This window comes from Streptomyces sp. NPDC031365 (assembly GCF_055569765.1).
In genome coordinates this window covers 67,059-90,192 of the sequence record NZ_JBVIIM010000031.1, presented here as the reverse complement: position 1 = coordinate 90,192, position 23,134 = coordinate 67,059, and the positions used below count along the sequence as shown (strand labels likewise).

Annotated in this window: 18 protein-coding genes and 1 pseudogene; 12 read left to right on the top strand and 7 right to left on the bottom strand. The window is 68.7% G+C overall.

From position 1 onward, the window contains the following. Positions 1–114 precede the first annotated feature (114 nt). Positions 115–3,669 carry a DUF6531 domain-containing protein gene (locus ACZ5C2_RS32330; protein ID WP_468799326.1) on the top strand — a complete coding sequence of 1,185 codons (3,555 nt, stop codon included), beginning with the start codon at positions 115–117 and terminating at the stop codon, positions 3,667–3,669. Between the two features lie 8 nt (positions 3,670–3,677). Next, a complete protein-coding gene (locus ACZ5C2_RS32325; protein WP_468799324.1) occupies positions 3,678–4,265 on the top strand; it encodes a hypothetical protein in 588 nt (195 codons plus the stop codon). Positions 4,266–4,456: 191 nt separating this feature from the next. Here ACZ5C2_RS32325 and ACZ5C2_RS32320 read toward each other — a convergent pair whose 3' ends face one another. Both ACZ5C2_RS32320 and ACZ5C2_RS32315 read right to left on the bottom strand, forming a co-directional pair. Further along, the gene (locus ACZ5C2_RS32320) at positions 4,457–5,038 is read right to left on the bottom strand and encodes a hypothetical protein (protein WP_468799322.1); all 582 of its coding nucleotides are present in this window, start codon (positions 5,036–5,038) and stop codon (positions 4,457–4,459) included. 78 nt (positions 5,039–5,116) lie between these two features. Further along, complete coding sequence (locus ACZ5C2_RS32315) at positions 5,117–6,343, bottom strand: DNA sulfur modification protein DndB (protein WP_468799320.1); 1,227 nt, start codon at positions 6,341–6,343, stop codon at positions 5,117–5,119. Positions 6,344–6,490: 147 nt separating this feature from the next. Between ACZ5C2_RS32315 and ACZ5C2_RS32310 the strand changes: the two genes are divergently transcribed. The 4 genes from ACZ5C2_RS32310 to ACZ5C2_RS32295 all read left to right on the top strand — a co-directional run bounded on the left by ACZ5C2_RS32310 (position 6,491) and on the right by ACZ5C2_RS32295 (position 15,281). Beyond that, the gene (locus ACZ5C2_RS32310) at positions 6,491–8,671 is read left to right on the top strand and encodes an N-6 DNA methylase (protein ID WP_468799318.1); all 2,181 of its coding nucleotides are present in this window, start codon (positions 6,491–6,493) and stop codon (positions 8,669–8,671) included. Positions 8,672–8,776: 105 nt separating this feature from the next. Beyond that, on the top strand, positions 8,777–10,768 hold the full coding sequence (locus ACZ5C2_RS32305) for a type I restriction-modification system subunit M (RefSeq protein WP_468799316.1): 1,992 nt from the start codon (positions 8,777–8,779) through the stop codon (positions 10,766–10,768). Then, on the top strand, positions 10,765–12,102 hold the full coding sequence (locus ACZ5C2_RS32300; protein WP_468799314.1) for a restriction endonuclease subunit S: 1,338 nt from the start codon (positions 10,765–10,767) through the stop codon (positions 12,100–12,102). Before ACZ5C2_RS32305 ends, ACZ5C2_RS32300 begins: the two co-directional genes overlap by 4 nt. After that, positions 12,099–15,281, top strand: coding sequence for a type I restriction endonuclease subunit R (locus ACZ5C2_RS32295; RefSeq protein WP_468799312.1), 3,183 nt, complete (start codon positions 12,099–12,101; stop codon positions 15,279–15,281). The genes ACZ5C2_RS32300 and ACZ5C2_RS32295 overlap by 4 nt, the downstream gene beginning before the upstream one ends. Positions 15,282–15,345: 64 nt before the next feature. Here the strand turns inward: ACZ5C2_RS32295 and ACZ5C2_RS32290 are convergent, their stop codons facing one another. From ACZ5C2_RS32290 to ACZ5C2_RS32270, 5 genes are all read right to left on the bottom strand, one after another. Beyond that, positions 15,346–15,552, bottom strand: coding sequence for a DUF397 domain-containing protein (locus tag ACZ5C2_RS32290; protein WP_468799310.1), 207 nt, complete (start codon positions 15,550–15,552; stop codon positions 15,346–15,348). After that, positions 15,549–16,403: a helix-turn-helix domain-containing protein gene (locus tag ACZ5C2_RS32285; RefSeq protein ID WP_468799308.1), complete on the bottom strand. Its 855-nt coding sequence runs from the start codon at positions 16,401–16,403 to the stop codon at positions 15,549–15,551. Before ACZ5C2_RS32285 ends, ACZ5C2_RS32290 begins: the two co-directional genes overlap by 4 nt. Positions 16,404–16,609: 206 nt before the next feature. Continuing rightward, positions 16,610–17,464 carry a helix-turn-helix domain-containing protein gene (locus tag ACZ5C2_RS32280; protein WP_468799306.1) on the bottom strand — a complete coding sequence of 285 codons (855 nt, stop codon included), beginning with the start codon at positions 17,462–17,464 and terminating at the stop codon, positions 16,610–16,612. A gap of 16 nt (positions 17,465–17,480) precedes the next feature. Continuing rightward, the gene (locus tag ACZ5C2_RS32275) at positions 17,481–17,996 is read right to left on the bottom strand and encodes a DUF6879 family protein (protein ID WP_468799304.1); all 516 of its coding nucleotides are present in this window, start codon (positions 17,994–17,996) and stop codon (positions 17,481–17,483) included. Beyond that, entirely contained in the window at positions 17,968–18,222 is a 255-nt protein-coding gene (locus tag ACZ5C2_RS32270; protein WP_468799302.1) for a hypothetical protein, read from the bottom strand. The genes ACZ5C2_RS32275 and ACZ5C2_RS32270 overlap by 29 nt, the downstream gene beginning before the upstream one ends. A 208-nt stretch (positions 18,223–18,430) precedes the next feature. On the opposite strand from ACZ5C2_RS32270, the gene ACZ5C2_RS32265 reads away from it, so the two are divergent. The 6 genes and pseudogenes from ACZ5C2_RS32265 (at position 18,431) to ACZ5C2_RS32240 (ending at position 23,123) form a co-directional block, all read left to right on the top strand. After that, entirely contained in the window at positions 18,431–18,838 is a 408-nt protein-coding gene (locus ACZ5C2_RS32265; RefSeq protein ID WP_468799300.1) for a hypothetical protein, read from the top strand. Beyond that, entirely contained in the window at positions 18,835–19,533 is a 699-nt protein-coding gene (locus ACZ5C2_RS32260) for a hypothetical protein (RefSeq protein ID WP_468799298.1), read from the top strand. The genes ACZ5C2_RS32265 and ACZ5C2_RS32260 overlap by 4 nt, the downstream gene beginning before the upstream one ends. Beyond that, positions 19,449–20,333: a protein kinase domain-containing protein gene (locus tag ACZ5C2_RS32255; protein WP_468799296.1), complete on the top strand. Its 885-nt coding sequence runs from the start codon at positions 19,449–19,451 to the stop codon at positions 20,331–20,333. Before ACZ5C2_RS32260 ends, ACZ5C2_RS32255 begins: the two co-directional genes overlap by 85 nt. Continuing rightward, positions 20,327–20,722, top strand: a pseudogene (locus tag ACZ5C2_RS32250) (GNAT family N-acetyltransferase); the annotation flags it as partial. The gene ACZ5C2_RS32255 and the pseudogene ACZ5C2_RS32250, both read left to right, overlap by 7 nt. Positions 20,723–20,998: 276 nt before the next feature. Then, positions 20,999–21,400: an ATP-binding protein gene (locus ACZ5C2_RS32245; RefSeq protein WP_468799334.1), complete on the top strand. Its 402-nt coding sequence runs from the start codon at positions 20,999–21,001 to the stop codon at positions 21,398–21,400. Positions 21,401–21,518: 118 nt separating this feature from the next. Next, positions 21,519–23,123 carry a serine/threonine-protein kinase gene (locus tag ACZ5C2_RS32240; RefSeq protein WP_468799294.1) on the top strand — a complete coding sequence of 535 codons (1,605 nt, stop codon included), beginning with the start codon at positions 21,519–21,521 and terminating at the stop codon, positions 23,121–23,123. Positions 23,124–23,134: the final 11 nt, after the last annotated feature.

Here is a 23,134-nt window from a genome sequence, read left to right as displayed (position 1 = left end):
TTTGTGTCTTGTGCCTTGCTTGCCTTCCCCCCCCCCCCCCCCCCCCCCCCCCCCCCCCCCCTCTTCCCCCCCCCCCCCCCCCCCCCCCCCCCCCCCAAGACCGGCCTCAAGGGCATGGCCCTCGGAGTCAGAGGACTGGGTAGGAGCGCGGGCGCCCTCGGCCGGCAGATGAAGAAGCTCATCACGCGCGGCGATCCGGTCGATCTGGCCACCGGGGAAATGGTCATGTCCGCCACCGACGTGACGCTGGACGGTCTGCTGCCGCTGGTGCTGGAACGCCACCACCGCACGCGCACGCGCAGCGGCCGTCTTCTCGGCCCGAGCTGGACGTGCACGCTCGACCAGCGTCTGGTGCTGGACGCCACAGGTGTGCGGTTCGCCACCGACGACGGCATGGTGCTGCACTACCCGATCCCCGACCCAGATGCTCCGGTCCTGCCGGTCACCGGTCCGCAGTGGCCTCTGAGCTGGGATGGGGCCGCTGACGGAGAGTTGGTCGTACACCGGCCGGAGACCGGGCACCGGCTGCGCTTCCGTCCCCTGCCCGACCGGTCACCCGCCGAACTGCCCCTGGCGTCGATCAGTGACCGCAACGGCAACACCATCGGCGTGGCCTACAGGCCGGATGGCACACCCGAGGAAGTCGTCCATCACGGTGGCTACCGTATCGGCGTGACCTGCGAGAACGGCAGGATCACCGAACTGGTGCTGCGGAATCACCCCGAGCGGCCGACCCTGGTCCGGTACGGCTACGACGACCGCGGCAACCTCTCCGCCGTGTTCAACTCCTCCGGCCTGCCCCTGCGGTTCGCCTACGACGACAGCAGGCGCATCACCCGGTGGGAGGACCGCAACGGAGTCTGGTACCGCTTCGACTACGACGCGGCCGGTCGCTGTGTGGCCGGCCACGGCACGGACGGATTCCTGTCCTACACGTTCACCTACGACGACCGGTCCCGTCGCACGGTCGCCGTCGACTCTCTGGGACATGCCACGCACTACCGGTTCAACGACGCCTACCAGCTGGTCGAGGAGACCGACGCGCTCGGGCACACGGTGGTTCAGGAGTGGGACGACCACGACCGTCTGCTGTGCCGCACCGACCAGCTGGGGCGTTCCCTGCACCTCGAATGGGACGAGGCCGGTCGGCTGGCGGCTGTCCGGCTGCCCGACGGCTCCACCTCGACCACCCGCTACGACGACCTCGGACGTCCGGTGGAGATCACCGAGTACGACGGCGCGGTCGTTCGTCAGGAGTGGGACGACCGCGGCAACTGCACATCGGTGACCACCGCGGACGGCGCCACGACCCGGTTCATCCGTGAGTCGTCGGGCGCACTGGCCACCCTGACGGACGCGAGCGGCGCCGTGTACCGCTTCGCCAACAACGCCGCCGGGCAGCCGACGTCGGCCGTCGATCCGCTCGGGGCGGTGGTCACGTACGCGTACGACTCCTTCGGGCACAACTCTGTCGTCATCGACCCTCTGGGCGGGGAAGTCCGCCGTACCTGGTCCCCGGAGGGTCTTCTCACATCGGTGACCGAGGCGGACGGCACCACCGAGTACTGGACGTACGACGGTGAGGGAAACCAGCTCACCCACACGGACAAGCTGGGCCGCACCACTCGCTTCACCTACGGCGCCTTCGACCTGCTCACCTCGCGCACGACACCGGACGGGGTCCGGCACACCTTCACTCACGACACCGAGCTGCGGCTGCTCCAGGTGGCCGACTCGCGCGGGCTGACCTGGGACCATCGCTACGACGCGGTCGGCAACCTGGTGTCGGAGACGGACTTCGACGGCCGGACCCTCGCCTATGCCTACGATGCCGCACGCCAGTTGCTGAGCCGCACGAACGCCGTCGGGCAGACGGCCGTCTTCTCCTACGACGCGGTCGGCAACCAGGCGGAGGCGGCACTCGACGGCAGTGTCACCACCTATCACCACGACCGGGCGGGTCGCCTCGTCCGGGCCGCCGGCCCCGACGCCACGCTCGTGTACGCCTACGACAAGGTGGGGCGGATCACCGCCGAGAGCGTCGACGGACGGGTCCTCTCCACGGTCTACGACATCGTGGGCCGCCCGATCTCCCGGACCACTCCGAGCGGTGTCGTCACCGCGTACACATACGACGGGGCCGGGCAGCGCACCGCGCTCGCCACGGCCGGCCGCACCCTGTCCTTCGCTCGTGACCCCCTGGGGCGCGAGACCGGGAGGAGGACCGACGCCGGTCTCGCGCTCACCTCGGACTGGGACGCGGGGGACCGCCTGACCAGCCAGCGACTGACCTCGACGAGCAGTGCGCGCACCCTGACCCACCGGACCTACACCTACCGGCCGGACGGTCACGTGACCGCGCTCGACGACCGCGGATCCGGGCACCGCACGTTCGACCTCGATCCCGCGGGACGTGTGCTCACCGTGCGTGCGGAGGAGTGGACCGAGTCGTACGCCTACGACGGGCACGGCAACCAGACCCGGGCCTCGTGGCCGGACCGGTACCCCGCCCAGGAGGGCCGGGGGGAACGGGTCCACCGGGGCAACCGTGTCCTGCGCGCGGGAGGAATCCACTACGAGTACGACGCCGCGGGACGGGTCGTGCTGCGCCGTAGGACCCGGCTGTCCCGCAAGGCCGACCTCTGGCGCTACACCTGGGACGGTGACGACCGGCTCACCTCCGTCGTGACCCCCGACGGCACGGTCTGGCGCTACCTCTACGATCCCCTCGGCCGGCGCGTCGCCAAGCAGCGGCTGACGGCCGACGGGCGGGACGTGGCCGAGGAGACCCGCTTCACCTGGGACGGCCCGCACCTGGTGGAACAGGCCACCACGGGTGCGGGTTCGTCCGAGGCGTCCACACTGACCTGGGAACGGGAGGGCGTCCGGCCCCTGACCCAGACGGAGCGCACCACTCCCGCCGACGCGCCCCAGCACGTCGTCGACGAACGGTTCTACGCCATCGTCACCGACCTCGTCGGCACCCCGACCGAGCTCGTCTCCGAAGGCGGTGAGGTCGTCTGGCGCGCGGACGCCACGCTCTGGGGCCTCATGGCGGGTGAGGGCCGGGGAGCGTCGACTCCGCTGCGGTTCCCCGGCCAGTACACCGACCCCGAATCGCAGCTCCACTACAACTTCTTCCGGTACTACGACCCGGTTGCCGCCACCTACGTCAGTGCGGATCCGCTGGGACTGGACGCAGGGCCCAATCCCCGGGCGTACGCGTCGAATCCGATGACGTGGCTCGACTACCTGGGGCTCCTGAGCTGCGCCGAGAACGCTGAACTGCTTGCCAAGAACCTTGCGAGGGAGGGCCGGGCCAAGGGACCGGGAGAGGCCGCCGCACACATCGTGCCGTCCGGCATGAAGCGCAACGGAGCAGCGCAGGCACGGGCGCTGCTGGAAAAGTACGGTGTCGACATCAACGACGCCGCGAACGGTATCCCGCTGGGGCATCCGAGGCCGCACAACTTCACGCACCGGAAGAAGTTCCTCGAGCGCTTGAACACGCATCTCCAGGACGTCGCCACCGAAATGAAGAACGACGGCTATGGAGCACGTGCCATTCGAGGAGCGCTCCGACGCGAACTGCGCGGCGTCGGTCAGCAGGTCGAGAGGGAGCTCGCGGGTGGACAGCCGGGGCCGGGCGCCGTATGGACGGCACCATAATGACTGGCATGTCAGAGAAGCCCCTGTCGGTGTACCGACTTCTGCCGAGCCTGAGCGACTGCCGACCGCTGCGTCTCGACGATGTCGGGCTCTCCCGGCTCATGCGGTGGCAGCGGAGCGGGGCGGAGGCGGACCGTCCGGTCCGGCTGCGCGCCGAGTGGGGCGGAGAGCGCCGCTGGCCCAAGGGACAGTTCCCGTCGGGCCACCGGGGCGCACCGATTCTCAGTCGTCGGCTCGTCGACTGCTTCGAGGGCGAGTTGGCGGCGTCCGGCAGTCTGGTGCCCGTCGACATCGACGGGGCGGAGGAGGACGAGTACTACCTCCTTCTGGTGGAGCCGATGGTCGACTGCCTGGATCTGCGCAGGTCGTCGAAGCCGAAGAAGGGGAGCGGCGAGGTCAAGAAGGCGGTGTTCCGGGCCGACGCGCTGCCGGTCGGTCTGCCGGCTTTCCGTCTGCCGCAGTTCCCCCGTGCCGTCCAGTGGAACGGATGGGCGGTCGAGCGGCTGATCGGTCTCACCGGTGACGAGATCGAGGCCCGGCTGCTCTGGTCCGAGGATCCGGCGGCGGTGCCGCACCCCGACCCGTGGGGCTTCTGAGAGCGGCCGGCGGACCGGGTGGACACCGGGGCGCACACGCCCACGCGGATCGTCGTGGTCCTCGGACGACAAGGCCACGGTGATTCCCGACAGTAAGGCAGGACGTCATTGCCCCAGAAGCGCGGCAGCCGATGCCACCAGCACAAACCTGCTATCTCGATGTCTCGACTGGGGTCCGGTACGACGGCCACTCATCCCACTCGCTTCCACTCCTGGCAACGGTTGGTTTTGAAGTACTCGCCCTTGGTGAGGGTCACGCGGCCCGGGCCGTTCAAGATGTTGTTGGCGATGATCGAGCCGAACTCGCCGCTGGCGTTCTTGGCCCGCTCCCAGTAGCAGCCGAGCTCGTCCTCCGAGCCTGCGGTCTTGTAGGTGCCGGCCTTGATGTCCTCGCCGACGACGTACTCGCCCTCGCCGGAGAAGCTGGTCGCCTGGCCGGGCTTCTCGGTCTTCTTCGGCTTCGGCTTGGCCGTCACCGTCTCGGTCTCGGTGACCGTGGGGGCGGGTTCGGCCTCGGCGGTTTCGGTGACGGTGGCCGTGGGGCGGGGGCCGGCCTTGGTGCCGGCGGCCGTCGCCTTGCCGGTGTCCGCCGAGCCGCTGCTCGTGCCGATGCCGACGCCCATGAGCAGGGAGACCAGGGCGACCCCTCCGTACTTCAGCCATCGTCTGCGGTCGCCTGCGGGCCGCCCCGGGCCGGTCGGGGTGCCGAGGCCGAAGGGGCCGGCGCCCTGCGGGGGCTGGTCGGGAAGCTGCGGCGGCTGGTGGAAGGTCATGGCGTGCTCCGTTTCGGGCGTGCGTGATGTGTGGTGGTGGGTGCGATGTGGGGTGTCCGGCTGTGCGTGCGCCGGGGCTCAGAGGCCGCGGATCCTGCGGCCCGCCTCGGTCGCCGGGTAGAGGATCGCCTCGGCGACCCGGCCGCCGGAGTCCTTGACGCCGCCGCTGAAGTTGAGGCGTCCGGAGGTGCCGGTCTTGGCGGCGACGCCGTCCCAGTACTTCGCCTCGCGCTCCCAGCGGATGTCGTCGAGGAGCCGGACCAGGTCGTCGGTGCGGAAGGCGGACGCCGTGTCGGTCCACGGCATGGTGTGGTGGGCGGCGATGCCGATTCCGGCGAGGACGGCGGGCGCGGTGATGGCGCTGCGCGAGGTGAAGTGGTGGGCGTGGCGGGCGATGAGCTGCGCCAGGACCGGTACGACGGTGGCCTCGACCTGTTCGGGCCGGTAGGCCGCCGGCAGGTCGTCCTCGTGCACGGACTCGGCGGAGACCTGCACGCCGTTGCGCCCGTAGAGCGTGGTGACGACGAGGGCGCGCAGCGCGGAGAGGGTGACGACCTCGCGGTCGCTCGCGGACACCTGCCGCTTGCTGACGTTCACGAACCGTGCGAAGGAGACGCGCTGTCCGTCCACGTCGACGTGCACCGCGTCGGCGACCAGGTGCGCGAGGCGGGTGCCGTAGTCGCGCTGGTCCATGGACATGGCCAGGTTCTTGGCGACGGCCACGCCCTGCACGTTGCGGTCGTAGAAGATCTGCCGCGCGTCGGCGGGCGCGAGGTCGATGTACAGCTCGAACGGCAGGCGCACCTGGGCCAGTTCGGGGTAGGTCAGGCCGTACGTCTCGGGGTCGTCGTAGAGGTCGTGCCAGGCGGTGGTCTGGGTCTCGCCGTCGATGGCGATGACCATCGTGCCGGGCGCGACGGTGAGCGTGCGCAGGCCGCTGCCGAGGACGAGTTCGTCGCTGAGTGCGGCGAGCGGGCCGGCGTGCCAGAGGGTGACCGGCGGCGTGGACCAGGCGGCGCCGAGCTCGCCCTTCAGTCCGGTGGCGATGTACTCGGCGTACGGGGCGACGTTCTTGCCCTTGTGGGACGACTTCAGCGTGCGCTGCACGGTGGCCCGCAGCTCGGCGTGCCGCCGCACCAGGCCGGACGCCGCCTTCAGTTTGCGCGGGTCCTCCTCGGCACGGGGCGACGGTACGAGCTGGACGAGCGTGGGCACGGACATCGTTCCGACGACGGCGTCGGCGCGGAACGGCATCACGGTGAGCTGGGTTCCTTCGACGACGGCCGTCGGCATGGTCAGAGGCATGGGACTCCCCCCGGAGTGCTTGCGGCTTCCACTCGGAAGCAACACCAGAGAAGCACGGCATTGAAAGCATCGTCAATCACGTTGACAGATTTGACGGGCGCTGTAGGTTGTTGACTGTTCACTCCAGAGAGGCTCAGGACTCCCGCCATGCCCCAGTCATCCGCTCAGGTGACCGCCGCCGAGATCTCCCGCATCGCCGGGGTCACGCGCGCCACGGTCAGCAACTGGCGCCGCCGGCACGAGGACTTCCCCGCGCCGTCCGGCGGCACGGACAGCAGTCCGCTGTACGACCTGGAGTCCGTGCGCGCCTGGCTCGCCTCGCGCGGTCACACCTCGGCGGCGACCCCGTCGGAGGAGCTGCGTACGACGCTGCGTCTGCGCGCGCAGAGCGGCGGCAGCGGTGCCTCGGAAGGGCTGCTGCTCCTCGTCCACGCGGCGGCGGGGCGTACGGCGAAGGAGCTGACGGCCGCCACAGAGCTGCCGGACGCGGATCTCGTGGCGCACGCGCAGCGTGACACGGCGTCCGCGGCGGACGCCGTGCCGGCCGCCGACCCGGTGCGTTTCGAGGCGGGTGACGCGACGGTGCTGCGCGCGCTGTACGCGTGTGTACGGGACGAGGGCGGCCAGGCCGCACTGGGCGTGCTCGCGGAGCGGGAGCTGGAGGACAGCGCCGCGTCCGGCGCGTATCTGACGCCCGCGCCGCTGGCCGAGCTGATGGCCCGCCTGGTCCCGGGGCCCGTGTCGAGCGTGCTCGACCCGGCGTGCGGTGGCGGCACGCTGCTGGCGACCGCCGCCCGCCGGGGGGCGCGTGAGCTGTACGGCCAGGACAGTCTGCCCGTGCAGGCCCGGCGCAGTGCCGTGAGCCTGATGCTGCTGGCACCGGAGGCCACGGTCACCGTGCGCGCCGCCGACAGTCTCCGCGCGGACGCCTTTCCCGGGCTGGTCGCCGACGCGGTGCTGTGCAATCCGCCGTACGGCGTCCGGGACTGGGGGCACGACGAACTGGCCTACGACCCGCGCTGGGCGTACGGCGTACCGGCCCGCGCGGAGTCCGAGCTCGCGTGGGTGCAGCACGCGCTCGCCCATCTGGCGCCCGGTGGTCACGCGGTGCTGTTGCTGCCGCCGGCCACGGCGGGGCGTGCGTCGGGGCGGCGCGTGCGGGCGGAGCTGGTGCGCAGCGGTGCGCTGCGGGCGGTGATCGCGCTGCCGGTGGGCGCGTCGTTGCCGTTGCACGTCGGGCTCCAGGTGTGGGTGCTGCAACGGCCCGAGCCGGGCGGTCCGGAGCGCAAGTCGGTGCTGTTCGTGGACACGGCGGCGGAAGCGGCGGCCGGTGCGGCGGGGACGACGGCGTCGGGCCGTACGCGGGGCGGGAGCCGGTCCGCCTCCCTGGACTGGCCCGGCGTCACGGCGCGTGCCCTGGATGCGTGGCGGGCGTTCACGGAGGACCCCGACACGTTCGAGGGCGAACCCGGTGTCGCGCACGCGGTCGGTGTGGTGGATCTGCTCGACGACGTGGTGGATCTGACCCCGGCCCGGCTCGTACGGGCGTCACGGTCCGAGGCCGATCCGGCGGAACTGTCGGCGGAGGTCGACGCCACCCGCCGGGACCTCGTCCGGGCCGCGAAGTCGCTCACGCGGGCGGCCGGTCACGAGGAGTGGAGCGCGGCGGGGGCCGCGGCGCGGGAGTGGCGCACGGCCACGGCGTCCGACCTGGCGCGCGGTGGGGCGCTCACCCTGCTGCGGACGGTGCCGGAGGGAGGGCGCGGGCGCGCGGAGGACTCAGGCGGGGGGCAGGCGGAGGTCCGTGTGGTGCTCACCGGGTCGGACATCTCGCGCGGGTCCGGTCCCACGGGCGACCCGGCGGAGCTGCGGAGTGACACGGCGCCCGTGATCGCCGTGGGGGACGTTCTCGTACGGGCGGTCGTGGGCGGGGACGGGCCGATGGCCCGGGTGGCGGGCGAGGAGGACGCCGGCGCGCTGCTCGGCCTCCACGTCCACCTGTTCCGTCCGGATCCGAAGCGCCTGGACGCGTGGTTCCTCGCCGGGTTCCTGGGCGCGGACGGGAACATCGCGGGCGCGTCCACGGGCAGCACGGTGCTGAGTGTCAGCCCTGGCCGGCTGCGGGTGCCGCTGCTGCCGCTGGAGGAGCAGCGGCGGTACGGGGAGGCCTTCCGGCACGTGCACGCGCTCCGGGCGGAGGCTCGGCGGGCGACGCGGCTGGCGGAGGAGACGGCGCGGTTGCTGGCGGGCGGGCTCACGGGCGGGCAGTTGCTGCCGTCGCGGGAGGCGGCGGAGGTACGCGGTCAGGGTGGCGATTCGCCCCATTAGGCACGCGGCCCTTCATACATAGACCACACTTGTCGGACCGTCCCGGCCGGCTGATCGGCTCGGGCGGTGGGGTCGGGACATTTCGGAAGGAATCCGGGGATCCAGTTGAACAGCAGTAAGCACACGGAGTTGGCGAACCACGCGTGGTCCGTCGCCGACCTCCTGCGGGGGGACTACAAGCAGTCCGACTACGGCAAGGTCATCCTGCCGTTCACGGTCCTGCGGCGACTGGAGTGCGTGCTCGATCCGACCCGCGAGAAGGTCGCGGAGATCGCGGAGCAGCACAAGGAGAGCGGGATCGACCCGGACCGCTTCCTGCGGCGGGCCTCGGGCCACTCGTTCTACAACCGGTCGAGCCTGACCCTGAAGAAGATCGCCGCGGACCCGCAGAACGCGGCGCAGAACCTCCAGGTGTATGTGGGGGCCTTCTCCGACAACGCGCGGGGAGTACTGGACCGGTTCGAGTTCGCTCAGCAGATCAAGCGGCTGGACAGCGCCGGGCTGCTCTACAAGGTCCTCGGCAAGTTCACGGACCTGGACCTGCGTCCGGAGGTCGTGCCCAACCACAACATGGGCTACATCTTCGAGGAACTGATCCGCCGGTTCGCGGAACAGTCGAACGAGACGGCCGGTGAGCACTTCACGCCCCGCGAGGTCATCCAGCTGATGGTGCGGCTGCTGGTCGCCCCGGACGGCGACGCGTTGCAGCTTCCGGGTGCGGTGCGCACGGTCCTCGACCCGGCCTGCGGCACGGGCGGCATGCTGTCCGCGATGGACGACCTCATCAAGGAGCTGAACCCGGACGCCACGGTGGAGGTGTTCGGGCAGGAACTCAACCCCGAGTCATGGGCGATCTGCCGGTCCGACCTGATGATCAAGGGCCAGGACCCGGAGAACATCGCCTTCGGCAACTCCTTCTCCGATGACGGGCACGCGCGGAAGTCCTTCGACTACATGCTGGCCAACCCGCCGTTCGGCGTGGAGTGGAAGAAGGTCAAGGACGAGGTCGAGCACGAGCACAAGGCGCTGGGCGAGGCCGGCCGGTTCGGGGCGGGGCTGCCGCGCATCAACGATGGATCACTGCTGTTCCTCCAGCACATGATCTCCAAGATGAAGCCGGTGGACGTGAACGGCGGGGGCGGTTCGCGGCTCGCGATCGTCTTCAACGGTTCGCCCCTGTTCACGGGCGCGGCGGGCTCGGGCGAGTCGGAGATCCGGCGCTGGATCCTGGAGAACGACTGGCTGGAGGGCATCGTCGCGCTGCCGGACCAGTTGTTCTACAACACCGGTATTTCGACTTACTTCTGGATTTTGACGAACCGGAAGAGCCCGGACCACAAGGGCAAGGTCGTGCTGCTGGACGCGCGGGACCAGTGGCAGAAGATGCGGAAGTCGCTGGGCGACAAGCGGAAGGCTCTGGGCAAGGAGCACATCGCCGAGGTCGTCAAGCTGTACGGAGAGGCGCTGGCCGTGGCGGGGGATGCGGAGCATCCGTTGCACGGGAAGGTCAAGGTCTTCGCGAACGAAGCCTTCGGGTACCAGCGGATCACGGTGGAGCGTCCGCTGAAGCTGCGGTTCGAGGTGACGGAGGAGACGCTGACGGCGCTGGAGGCGTCCAAGGCGATCCAGAGGCTTCCGCAGGCTTCGGCGTTGGCGGATGCGTGCAAGTCGCTGGTCGGGGCGAGTTGGGGCACGAAGCAGGAGGCTTGGCTCGCGTTGAAGGACGCGGTGGTGCAGGCCGGCGGGACGTGGCCTACGGGGGCGCCGTTCAACAAGGCGCTGCGGGATGTGCTGGGGGTGCGGGATCCGGGGGGTGAGGTGCAGCTCGTCAAGGGGCAGCCTGAGCCGGATGGGGAGCTTCGGGACTACGAGAACGTGCCGTTGGGGGAGGACGTCGAGGAATACTTGGTGCGGGAGGTTCACCCGCATGTGCCGGATGCATGGATCGACAGCAGTAAGACGAAGATTGGGTACGAAATTCCGTTTACACGGCACTTCTATGCGTATGAGCCGCCGCGGCCACTCACGGAGATCGATGCCGAGCTGAAGTCTCTTGAGACCGAAATCCAGGCTCTACTCGGGGAAGTGGCCCGGTGAGCACATCAGCCTTCACTCCGCGGTCCCTTACACTCCCTGACACCTACGAATTCGTGCGCCTCGGCTACGTCGCCCGCTTGCAGAACGGGCTGACCGTCGACGCTAAACGAGACGTCACAGGTGATGTCGTCACACGCCCCTACTTGCGTGTTGCCAACGTCCAAGCAGGAAGTCTGAACCTGGAATCGGTCACTGAGATCACCGTGCCCCGAAATGTGGCCGAGCGCAGCACTCTTCGTCCTGGTGACGTCCTGATGACCGAAGGTGGGGACTTGGACAAGCTGGGCCGTGGAACTGTCTGGCAGGGCGAACTTGAGGGGTGCCTGCACCAGAACCACATCTTCGCAGTTCGTCCCGATCCGATGCGTCTCGACGGTCGGTTCCTCGCCTACGTGACCCAGTCTCGGTACGGACGCCACTACTTCGAAAGTACCGGAACGAGAACCACGAATCTGGCTTCGACCAATAGCAGTAAAATTCAAAGTTTTCCTCTACCGCTACCACCCCTGGTTCAGCAGCGCCGCATCGCCGACTTCCTCGACGCCGAGGCAACCCGCATCGATAAGCTCGCGACGCTAAGGAAACGACACCAGTCACTGCTAGGCGAACGCAATCGACGCGCTATCGAGGATCTAGCAACAGGAGCAAAGCTTCCGTCTAGCCCGTCAGGAAACCCTTGGATCCCTACCGTGCCCGATGGCTGGGCTGTACTGCCACTCAAGCGACGTTGGCAGATCATTGACTGCAAACATAGAACGCCAGAATATGTTGACAGTGGCTACCCCGTCGTGAGCCCAGGAGATGTGTCTCCGGGCCGTTTGAACCTGTCACGCGCTCACCGCTTCGTTAGCGAGCATGACTTTCGCGACTTGGCCGATGATCTGAGGAGACCCCGACGTGGAGACATTGTCTACAGCCGAAACGCCTCGGTTGGCACAGCTGCATACGTTGACATAAGCGCGCCTTTCACCATGGGGCAAGACGTGTGTCGAATCACGAGTTCGGACCAGGATCAGCTCTTTCTGAGCTACGTACTGAACACCGTAGCTTTGGCTGAATTGCAGAGCCTTCAAATCGGTAGCACCTTCACGCGCGTGAACATCGGGACGCTACTTCAGCTGTCAATTCCATGCCCACCGCCCGCAAGGCAGCGTCAAATCGCAAAGCGGATGGATGAGACAAATGAAGCTTGGCATCGTCTCGACAACCTCCTCACCCGTCAACTCAACACCTTGCTTGAACGCCGCCAGGCCCTCATCACCGCAGCCGTGACTGGCCAGTTTGACGTAACTACGGCCAGCGGTCGCAACGTGACCGATGGAGTCGCCGTATGAGTCCCGTGCACGACGAGTCCTCCTTCGGGGCCGCCATCGTTGGCGTCCTCTGCGAGAGAGGCTGGCAAGAGGCGAACCCCGAGGACTATCAGGCCGACCTCGGGCTCGACACCAACGAGCTGTTCACCTTCATCGGCAAGAGTCAGCCTGACGAGTGGAATGAAATCCTTACCGTCTACGGTGGCAATCCCAACGAGGCCCAGCGTGGTTTCGCACAGCGGCTCGACCGGGCCATCGCCGATGACGGGCTACTTCACGTCCTCCGGAACGGCGTCAAGGACCGAGGGGTCCGACTTCGTGTCGCCTACTTCAGGCCCAACCTCATCTCCGCTCCCTCCGTCCTCAACGGCTACCGGGCCAACCGTCTCACCGTCGTCCGTGAACTCCCCTACGCCACCAAGCAGGCCGACTGGGGCCACCGGCTCGACCTGACCCTGTTTCTCAACGGCATCCCAGTCGCCACGGCCGAGTTGAAGAACCCGCTCACCGGGCAGGGTGTCGAGCAGGCCAAGGAGCAGTACCGGACCGACCGGGACCCGACCGAGCTGATCTTCACCCGCCGCGTCATCGCGAACTTCGCCGTCGACCCGGACCTGGTCTTCGTCACCACGCAGCTGCGCGGCAAGAACACCCAGTTCCTGCCCTTCAACACCGGCTCGAACGGCCCCGGCCAGCCCGGCGGATCCGGCAACCCCGCGCCCACCACCCACGGCACATACGCCACCTCCTACCTCTGGGAACAGGTCTGGCAGCGGGACAACTGGCTCGACCTCCTCCAGCGTTTCGTGCACCAGCAGAAGCACAAGACGCCCGGTGGCGGCACCACCAAGACGACGATCTTCCCTCGCTTCCACCAGTGGGACGTGGTCAAGAAGCTCACCACACACGCGTCCGTTCACGGTGCCGGCCAGAACTACCTGGTGATGGCCTCCGCGGGCTCCGGCAAGTCGAACACCATCGGCTGGCTGGCCCACCGACTCAGTGACCTGCACGCCCGGACCGATCCGAGCGTCCTGAACCCCGAGGCTCTCGCCGAGGGCCGTATCAAGCCGGGCGAACCCGTCTTCGACAAGGTCATCGTCATCACCGACCGCCGGAACCTGGACGCCCAGCTCCGGGAGACCGTCGGCAGCTTCAGCCAGACCGACGGCCTGGTCGTCAAGGTCGACGAGAAGCACGGCGCCAAGAGCGAGCAGCTCGCCCGTGCCCTCTCCCGGGACACCGGGAAGATCGTCACGGTCACCCTGCACTCGTTCCCGGCGCTGCTGGACTACATCAAGCGCAACCCCACCGAGATCAAGGGCACCCGCTTCGCGGTCATCGTCGACGAGGCGCACTCCTCGCAGTCCGGTGACGCCGCCACCGCCGTGAAGTCCGCCCTGCGGGACCTCGGCCTGGACGCCGACTCGGGCGACGAGGGCGCGACCACGGTCACCGTGGACGGCCAGCTCAAGGCGAAGGCGGTGGCGCGCTCCCGCGCCACCAACCTCTCCTACTTCGCTTTCACCGCCACACCCAAGTCCAAGACACTCGAACTCTTCGGCACGGAAGGCGTGGAGAACGGCACAACCGTCTACCGCCCCTTCCACACCTACTCCATGCGCCAGGCCATCGAGGAAGGCTTCATCCTCGACCCCCTGCGCAACTACGTCACCTACAACACCTACTGGAAGCTCGCGAACCTCAACCGCGACGAGAAGGAGGTCGACCCCTCCAAGGCGAACAGCCTGCTCGCCCGGTTCGCGCTCATGCACGAGCACACGGTGTCGCAGCACGCCCAGGTGATCGTCGAGCACTTCGTCCACCACACCCGCGGCCGGCTCGGCGGACGCGCCAAGGCCATGGTGGTCACGGCGTCCCGTCACTCCGCCGTCCAGATGGCCCGCGCCATCCGCAGCTACATCGCCGACAGCGAGTACGACACCAAGTACCCGGACCTGGGCGTCCTGGTCGCGATCTCCGGCACCCTCGCCATCGACGGTGAGGAGACCACCGAGGTCAAGGAGAACGGCGGCATCTCCGAGGCCGCGCTGCCGAAGGCGTTCGGCTACACCCGCGCCGACGACAAGGCCGCGAAGGCCGGCGGCAAGGGGCAGCAGGAGTACCGGATCCTGGTCGTCGCCGAGAAGTACCAGACCGGCTTCGACCAGCCGCTCCTCACGACGATGTACGTCAACAAGACGCTGACCGGCATCGCCGCCGTGCAGACCCTCTCCCGCCTCAACCGCACCGCCGAGCGCAAGTCCCAGGCCGACCTCGCCGTCCTCGACTTCGTCAACGAGGCCGAGGACATCCAGGAAGCCTTCCGTCCGTACTTCGAGGAGGCGCACACCCTGCCCTCCGACCCGAATCTCCTCTACACGGCCCAGAGCCGCGTCATGTCCGCGCCGATCATCTCGGAGCAGGACATGGACGAGTTCGTCGCCGCGTACTTCGAGGCGGAGGAGAAGGCAGGCGGCGTCCAGTCCAAGTGGGAGAGGCTGCACGCGGAGTTGTACCGGCTCCTCTCCCCCGCCGTCGTCCGCTTCGCCGCTCTGCTGGAGAGCGAGGAGGAGGACGACGTCGAGACGGCCGAGGAGTTCCGTGCCAACCTCAATGACTACGTCCGCAAGTACGGCTTCCTCGCGCAGATCGTCCCGTACCGCGATGCCGAGTTGGAGCGCCTGCACCTCTACGGGCGCCACCTGCTCAACCGACTCCCCCGCCTCGCGGACGGTGGAGTCGACATAGGCGAGGTCGACCTCAGTCACCTGCGCGTCGAGAAGACCGGCGAGCACGACGTGTCCCTCACGCCCGAGGGTCCCGCCGAGCTCAAGGGCTTCGGTGACGGGGCGGGCGGGGCGAAGGACTCGGACAAGTCACTGCTGTCCGAGCTGATCGAGAAGTTCAACTCCAAATTCGGTACGGAGTTCACCGAGGAGGACGTCCTCCCGGCCTTCAACGCGACGAAGAAGGACCCGAAGGTCCGGGCCGCGGCCGTCGTCAACGACGAGGAGAACTTCGGGATCGTCTTCGACAAGAAGTTCGAGGAGAACATGATGGATCATGTCTCCACCATCGACACCCTCGGCAGGCGGTACTTCGGTACCGACCGGGACTTCAAGTCCAACCTCGACCGCAGCGCTCGCCGCGCGGCCTGGCGGATGATCCGCCGAGAGGAAGGGCTGGACGACTTTTGACGGACGACGAGTGGGGCCCGGTGCGTTTGCCGCACCGGGCCCCACTCGTCGTCCGTCCGCCGGTTCAGCGCTCGGCAGCCATCCGCACGAAACCGCCCCATGCTTCGGGGCCGAAGGCAAGCCTGGCCACTGCGGGCTGCTTCGAGTCCCTGACGAGAACGGCCCCAGAGGCTGCGGCGACCTCGACGCACTCGCCACCGTTGCCTGTGCTGTAGCTGCTCCTGACCCAAGCGGCCTCGGGCACAGCCGCCTTGCTGTGCTGCACGCTCATGTCTCTCCCATCAGTTGCTTGATGAACGCCGCTGACTCGCTCGGTGTCAGGGCTTGTGATCGGAGGATGCCATAGCGTGCTTCCAGCGTGCGCACGTATCCAGCGTCGGTGTAGATGCTGCTGTGATCTTGTACTTCCGCGTACGCGATCCGCTGGCCTCTGTCGGTGTCGATCAACGAGAAGGGGCCACTCAGCGCCCCATTGTCTTCCCGCTCAATCGGCATGACCTGCACCTCCACGTTCCTAGACTGACCCGTGACGAGGATGTGTTCCAGTGTCTCGCGCAAGACTTTCGCTCCACCGATCGGCCTGCGCAGCACGGCCTCTTCGATCACGAAGCTCATCAAGGGTGCAGGGCGACGGGAGAAGATCTCCTGGCGCGCCATCCGTGCCTCAAGCCTCTGCTCGATCACGTCGTCCTCCAGCAACGGCCGCTGCATGTGGAAGACCGCACGTGCGTAGGCTTCGGTCTGCAACAGACCAGGCACTGCGTACATGGCGTACAGGTTCAGGGCCGTGGCTTTCGACTCGATCCCAGCCATGTCCCGGAACATCGCCGGGTACTGAGCCTTCCCCACTTCCTCCTTCAGTGCGCGGAGTACACCCCCTGCCTCCAGAACCTCATCCGCCTTGTCGATGAACGACGCCTGCGGAATCCGCCTCCCCTGCTCGATAGAAGCAACCGTCTCCCCCGAGTACCCCACCCGCTTCCCGAACTCCGCCCGCTCCATCCCCGCCCGCGTCCGCAGCAGCTTCAACTGCCGTCCGAACGCCGTCACCACGCCCGTCCCGGGCTCATCCTCCGGCCGCCGCTGTTGCCGTACCGTCTCCTCGTCCCGCACCTCGGTCACCGCCCTTGCCGCCTCTCCCCGCGTACCGTCCCGTACAGCACCCGCACCCACCCCCGTACGAACGTCCGGAAGTAGCACGCCACCGCCGGTCACGCTAGGCCACAACCAGCCACTGTAAGTACCTGACCGTCACACAACCACCCGTCAAGGTGAACCGGTTCGCGATGGGCTCGCCCGCGACGCTCATCTCTGGAGTACTGATCCGGTCAAAGATCGAGTGAGGCCAGGGCGTTCGCGATCAGCTCCCGTGCCGCCGTTCCCCGCACGGCGTGCTCGGCGAGTCGGTCAAAGGCCCGTACATACAGGTCCACCTGACTGGGTTGGGTCAGGGTCTGGGCCGCGTCCAGGGTGTCCGCGTGGACCCGTCCGCCGTCGAACACGGTGAAGGTGGCCATCGGCCAAACGGCCCGCTCAGCGGCGAACGGGATGATGCCCACGGCGACCCTGGGCCGAGCCATGACGGCCAGCAGGTGACCGTACTGAGCGGCCATCGTTTCGGCGTCGGCGACGCGGTGTCTCAGGACCGACTCCTCCAGCACGATCGAGAACCGGTGGTCGCCCTCCCGGATGACCCGGTTCCGTTCCATGCGGGCCGCTACGGCATCGCTCACATCGTCGGGAGTCCCCCGGAATGCCGCAATGGACGAAAGCAGTGCCGTGGCGTATGCGGGCGTCTGGAAAAACCCCGGCACGACGTCGGAGCAGTAGACACGGAACAGGCCTGTGCGTTCGTAGAGAGACGCTCCTGCCTCCTGAAGGCGGCGCAAGCCGGTGCGCTGCAACCGCTGCCACCGGACATGTGCCTCGGCAGACTGCCGGTTGGCTGCCGTCAGGTCCGCTGCTTCCTCCGCCGATGCCCCACACGCGGCGCACCAGGCCCGGATGTCGTTGTCGGACGGAGGAGTCCGGGCATGTTCGATGCGGGAGGTCTTCGACTCGTGCCAGCCGCACCGGGCGGCCAGTTCGCGCCCTGAGATCCCCGTGTCCAACCGCAGCTCACGAAGTCGCGTGGCCAGGGCTTCGCGTGCCTGCTGGACGCTCGGGGAGGGATGTCGGGACAACGAACCGGTCGATCCGTCAGAGCTCGAAGCGTTCGTGCGGGACGGCGAGCCGCCAGACCTCTTCGAACGCGGAGCGACAAAGCTCCACGGAGGCCGGGTCATCCGTGATCTCGTCCTCCACCACCGCACCATCACCCGAGAAGTGATGGACCCTGAGCAAGGTGTCATCGAACAGCCAGAAGTCGTTCCCCGGAAGCGCAAGGCCTGTTGTCAGTCTTCGTGGCAGCCATCGGACCTGCTCACCCGCCGTCACGTTGGCGTGCGTGACGTAGTGCTCCCACCTGATGTAGTCGCTGACGGGCTGCGAAACGATCCGGGCCCGTCGGATCACCACACCACGGGCCACGGTGTCACTGATCAGTTGGTCGTAGGGATGCCACCAGGACTCTCTGTCCGCCCAGTCGATGCGCTCTCCCCGGCGCCACGCCTCGAAGCGTTCAGTGGGCGCATAAGAATCGCGCGTCTCCAGGTGGACAGCGGAACGCTTGCACTCACCCAGGAGTTCACCGAAGCCGGGCACGCTCGACGGCATCGCAGGCCTCCCTGATCATGGGGATCATCCGGGCCGGGATCCGGATGACCGCTTCCGTTTCCGGTACTGAGCCGTTCGCCGGACTCGTCGCCTCGCATCGGGCCTGAGTCTCGGCGTCAGCCTGCCAGCCCTGAAGCAGGACTTCCTGAGCCTCCGTGTCGACCCACACCGTCGGGCAGTGGTCGCGGTCGGTGTCGGGGTCGATTCCAATGAACTCTACGGACATGTCGGCCTCCTCGCCTGGGCGCTTGCTCAGACTTGCACAAGCCTTCCCGACCTGCCGCTGGAGCGTCAACACGGCACCCGTACAGCTGAATTGGTGTGCAAGCTCGTGCAAGGAAGTGGAGTACCCGGAGCGGCGGTCTCTAGCGTTCCGGGACGGGGCCCGGACTCCGGGCCGACAAGCACCGTTCGACATCGGGAGGAACACCATCGTGAGCACCGCGACGACCGAGCTGCACCGGTTCCTGACCATCACCGGCCGGCTCCTGAAGGACGGCCGGCCCGCACCTGAGATGTTCTCCCCCGCCGTGGACGCCGTCTGGCACGAGATGCTCGGCACTCCCGAGTATGCGGCCCTCTGCCATGAGACCGCCGGGCAGCTGATCCGCCACGTCGCAGCGAGTGGCCACGGCCCGATCTCCTGGGCGGACGCCTACGAGGAGGCGTACGGCCCGTTGCCGGAGATCTGGTTCGCCGACGCCGACGGCACCATGGACCAGGAGGCACTCACCCGCTACCGCGCCACCGGCACCGTGGTCGCCGAGTGGGACTGCACCCCGACCGGCGGGGACGGCGACGACGACTTCGTTCCCGGACAGTCGGAGGCCGGTCGACGGTGACCACCCTCCCCACCACGTCGGCGCCCCGGCCCACTGCCGGGGCGCTGCGCCTCGTAGAGGCCCGCACCACCCGGCCGACGACCGTGGGCATCAGCGACTACGTGCGGCAGATGACCGCGTACTGCCCCTACCTCGCCCCCTCGCTCCGGCAGGACCTGACGACCTGGACGGTCTACCGTGCCGACGGCGACGCGGCCGCGGTGGAGGCGGAGCTCTTCCACGCGGGCGTCCAGGCCGCGGAGTGGCTGCGGCCTCTGCTGAAGCGACCGCACGGCCTTCTGCGATGCGAGAACATCGTCCTCCTCGGCGAGGTGTCCGGCACCACGCACCGCGATCTGCTGGCCTGGCCGCACTGGGTCCTGAAAAATCTGTACGGGCCGGTCGGTGTGATGTTCGGCAAGTTCTGCGCGGGAGCAGAGGAAGTCACCGCGCTCGGTGGGCGGATCCCGCCCGCACCCGCCTCGTTTCTCCCCGTGAGAGCCGCCGTCCGTCGCCGCGACCCGCGTTTCCTGCGCGCGACCCCAGAGCTGGCCGCGGCCCTCGCCGTGGCCGAGGACGACGGCCGCGACGTCTTCGAGCACGTTCCCACGCAGTGGAAGGAGATCCGCACATGGGCCAGCCACCTTCTCCCCCCGGCGAAGCCGTCGACCTTCTCACCGGACACATCGGTGAGCCCACCTCCGCACGGCTGCTGAGCGACCGGCGAGGCTCGCGGGCCTGGAAAATCCAGGGACCCGACGGTGCGGTCGCGCTGAAAGCCAACGACCCCCACGGCGACGACGCCCGTGACAAGGCCGCCGAGATGGCCCAGGAGGACGATCACCTTCTCCGCCTCACCGAAGCCGGCGCCCTCAGCCCCGCCTATCGGGTCGGTGCCGGAACGTGGGAGGGCGGCCGGTGGCTCGCCGTGAACTGGATCGACGGCGCACCCCTGTGGCGCGCCCTGGCCCTCGCCCGCGGGCCGGAAGGAGACCGCCCTTCGACCCGCCCTTGGCTTTTGGGCATCACCCGTACCTGGGCGGAACACCTCGCCCCTATGCATGCCATCGGCTGGGCACACGCCGACGTCCAGCCCACCAACACCCTCATCACCAACGACGGCCGCGCGGCAGTCATCGACTACGCCCTTGCCTGCGGCCCAGGTGACGGCCATCGCCTCCCTTACCGGGGCGCGCTCACCCACACCACCGCCCCCGAAGTCGCCGCCGCGATCCTCACCACCCCTGCCGACGCCCATGTCCAAGCCAGGCCGGCCGCCGACATCTGGAGTCTGGGGGCCTCCCTCTTCTGGTGCTGGACCGGTCACCATCCCGTCCCCTACCCCGATGAGGCCAACCGGACGGACAAGCTGCGGGCCATCGCCAAGGGCAGTACCACGGCCCTCGACGACATCCGGCCATGGCCGTTCGCCGCCTTCGAAGAAGTCATCACCGCCTGCCTGTCCGCTGACCCCGCCGACCGCCCCACCGCCGAGGATCTGGCGGCCTCATGGTGATTCTGCGCAACCTGGCTCCCGACGACGCCCCGGCCCTCCAACGCATCTACGGCGCCGGCTCGGTCCGTTACACGACTGGCAAGCCCCTCACTCTCGGCGAGGCCGAGAACAGGATTCGTACGGCCCTCGCAAGAGCCGCTCAGAATCCCTGTCAGCAGTGGACATGGGGCATCGTCATCGAGAAGGACCTGATCGGTCAGATCACCCTGCGGGAGAGAGCCCCGGCCCTGGCCACCCTGAGCTACATTCTCCGCGAGGACACCTGGGGCAACGGCTACGCCACCGAAGCCGCCCGGCACGTCGTCCGGTTCGCCTTCGCAGTCGTCGGTCTCGACCGTCTGGAAGCCACTCACCATCCTGCCAACATGGCCTCCGGACGCGTCCTGGCCAAAGCCGGGTTCACCCGCATCGGATCCGACCGGCATACTGGGAACGGACCTCCCGTGCCTTACCCGGCGTACACATCGGCAACGTTCATGACGCCGGTCGACCTCCAGAGCCTCCCACCCGCTGCGTCTCCCCTCGTACCGATCCGTACAGCGCCCGCGCCCGTCCCGTACGAACCCTCGGAAGCAGCGCGTCACCACTGGTCACGCTGGGAGATGACACGCGACGGTGAGTGCATGACAGCAACACCATCACCCGTCACTGTGCATCAGTTCTCGATGCGCTTCAGCTCCACCCCGCGCGGTGCCCGCCTCGCCCGGCGCATGTGCGAGCACTGCCTCGACGCTTGGGGCGTCCCGTACGACAGCGACGCCCACGACGTCGTCACGCTCGTGGCGGCCGAGCTGTGCGCCAACGCCGTGCGGCACGGGCACGTCGCCGGCCGGGACTTCCACGTACGCCTGGCCGCCGACCCGGCCGCCCGCACCGTACGGATCGAGGTCACCGACACCCGGGACGAGCGCCTCCCCCATCTCCCCGCCACACCACCGCGGGACGGCGAGAGCGGGCGCGGTCTGCTGCTCGTCGCCGCGCTGGCCGACCGCTGGGGCTGCTCGCCCCGTGCCGGGGGCGGGCCGGGCAAGACCGTCTGGGCGGAGTGCACCGCCTACCCCGCCTGACCTGATCACGCAAGCACCGCCCGCCCTGGTTGGACGCGCACGCCCTCGCCCGGAAGACTGATCCCCGATCACAGCGCAGAGCTCTTCGGGCACTCGACGCGAGCGGGGGCGGGACCAGGTGCCGGACGTACGACGGATCGCGGAACGCTACGAACTGCTGGACCAGTTCGGCCACGGCGGCATGGGGGACGTCTGGCGCGGTTACGACGTCGTACTGGACCGGCCGGTCGCCGTGAAGCTGATCCGGCCGCAGGCCGTGACGTCCCCGCATCTGGCGGAGGAGTTCGAGAAGCGCTTCCGGCGCGAGGCACGCGTCACCGCGCGGATCCAGCACCCGGGCGTCCCGCAGGTGTACGACGCGGTCCTTGACGAGTCGTACGAGCAGCTGTTCCTCGTCATGGAGCTGGTCGACGGCGTGCCGCTGACCGCCTACGTGCGCCCCGACCAGCAGCCGCCCCTCCCCATCGGCTGGGCGGTGTCTGTGGCGGCGCAGGTCGCGACCGTGCTGTCGTACGCGCACGACGTGCCCGTGGTCCACCGTGACCTGAAGCCGGGCAACATCCTGGTCGCCCGGGACGGCACGGTGAAGGTGCTGGACTTCGGCATCGCGGCGATCCTGCGGACGGACGTCACCAAGCTGACCGCGACGGGCAGCCCGGTCGGGACGTACCAGTACATGGCACCGGAGCAGGTGCGCGGCGCCCGGGTCACACCGCGCACCGACCTGTACGCGCTCGGCTGCGTGCTGCACGAACTGCTCTGCGGGCGGCCCCTGTTCGCCGGGGACGGCGAGTGGCAGCTGATGATGCAGCACGTCAACGCGGCTCCCACTCCGCTGCGGCAGCTGCGTGCCGACGTACCGGAGGCCCTGGAAGCGCTCGTCCTGCACCTGCTCCGCAAGGCACCCGAGGCGCGTCCGGCGGATGTGCAGGAGGTGTACGAGCGTCTGCGGCCGTTCCTGCCGGCACCCGGCGAGGAGTCCGCACCGGGCGAGGCGGGGCCTTCCGGGGCGCCCGATCCGACCGGGATCTTCCGCCGCCCCTACGCACCCCGCGCGCGTGCCGGTACCTCGGGCACCCGGCCCGCCACGGCGCCGGACGCACCGCCCGCCCTCCCCGCGGCGGAGAAGGAGGAGCTGCGGGAGCAGCTGCGTGAAGTCGACGCGCACTACCGTGCGTTGCTGGAGGAGGAGCGGTACTCGCAGGCCGCCGAGGTGGTGGGCGAGATGATCGAGCCGGTGGCGCGGGTGCTCGGCCCGGACAACAAGGCCGTGCTCAGACTGCGCAGGCGCCGCGCGGACAGCCGCCAGCTGGCCGGTGACCACCGGGCCGCGCTGCCCGAGTTCGAGTCGCTCGCCGACGCCTACGCCCGGGTGAGCGGTCCGGGTGGCGAGGAGGCTCTGTACTGCCGTGCCCAGGCGGCCCGCTGCCGCGGTGAACTCGGCCGGGTGACCGAGGCGCTGGCCGGCCTGAACGGGGTACTGGACGCCGTACGGGCCGTCGACGGGGACGTGAGCGAGAACGCGGTGGAGCTGCGCCGCGACATCGGCATGATGCTGCTCGCACAGCAGCGTGCGGCGGAGGCGTACGACGTCCTGGAGCCGCTGCACACGGACCTGTGCGTGGTGCTGGGCCCGGACGACGAGCTGACCGCCGAGGTGGCGGAGACGCTGGACGTGATCCGGCTGGATCTCGACGGTGGCGACTCGGGTTCCTCCCCCTGACCTGGCCTTCC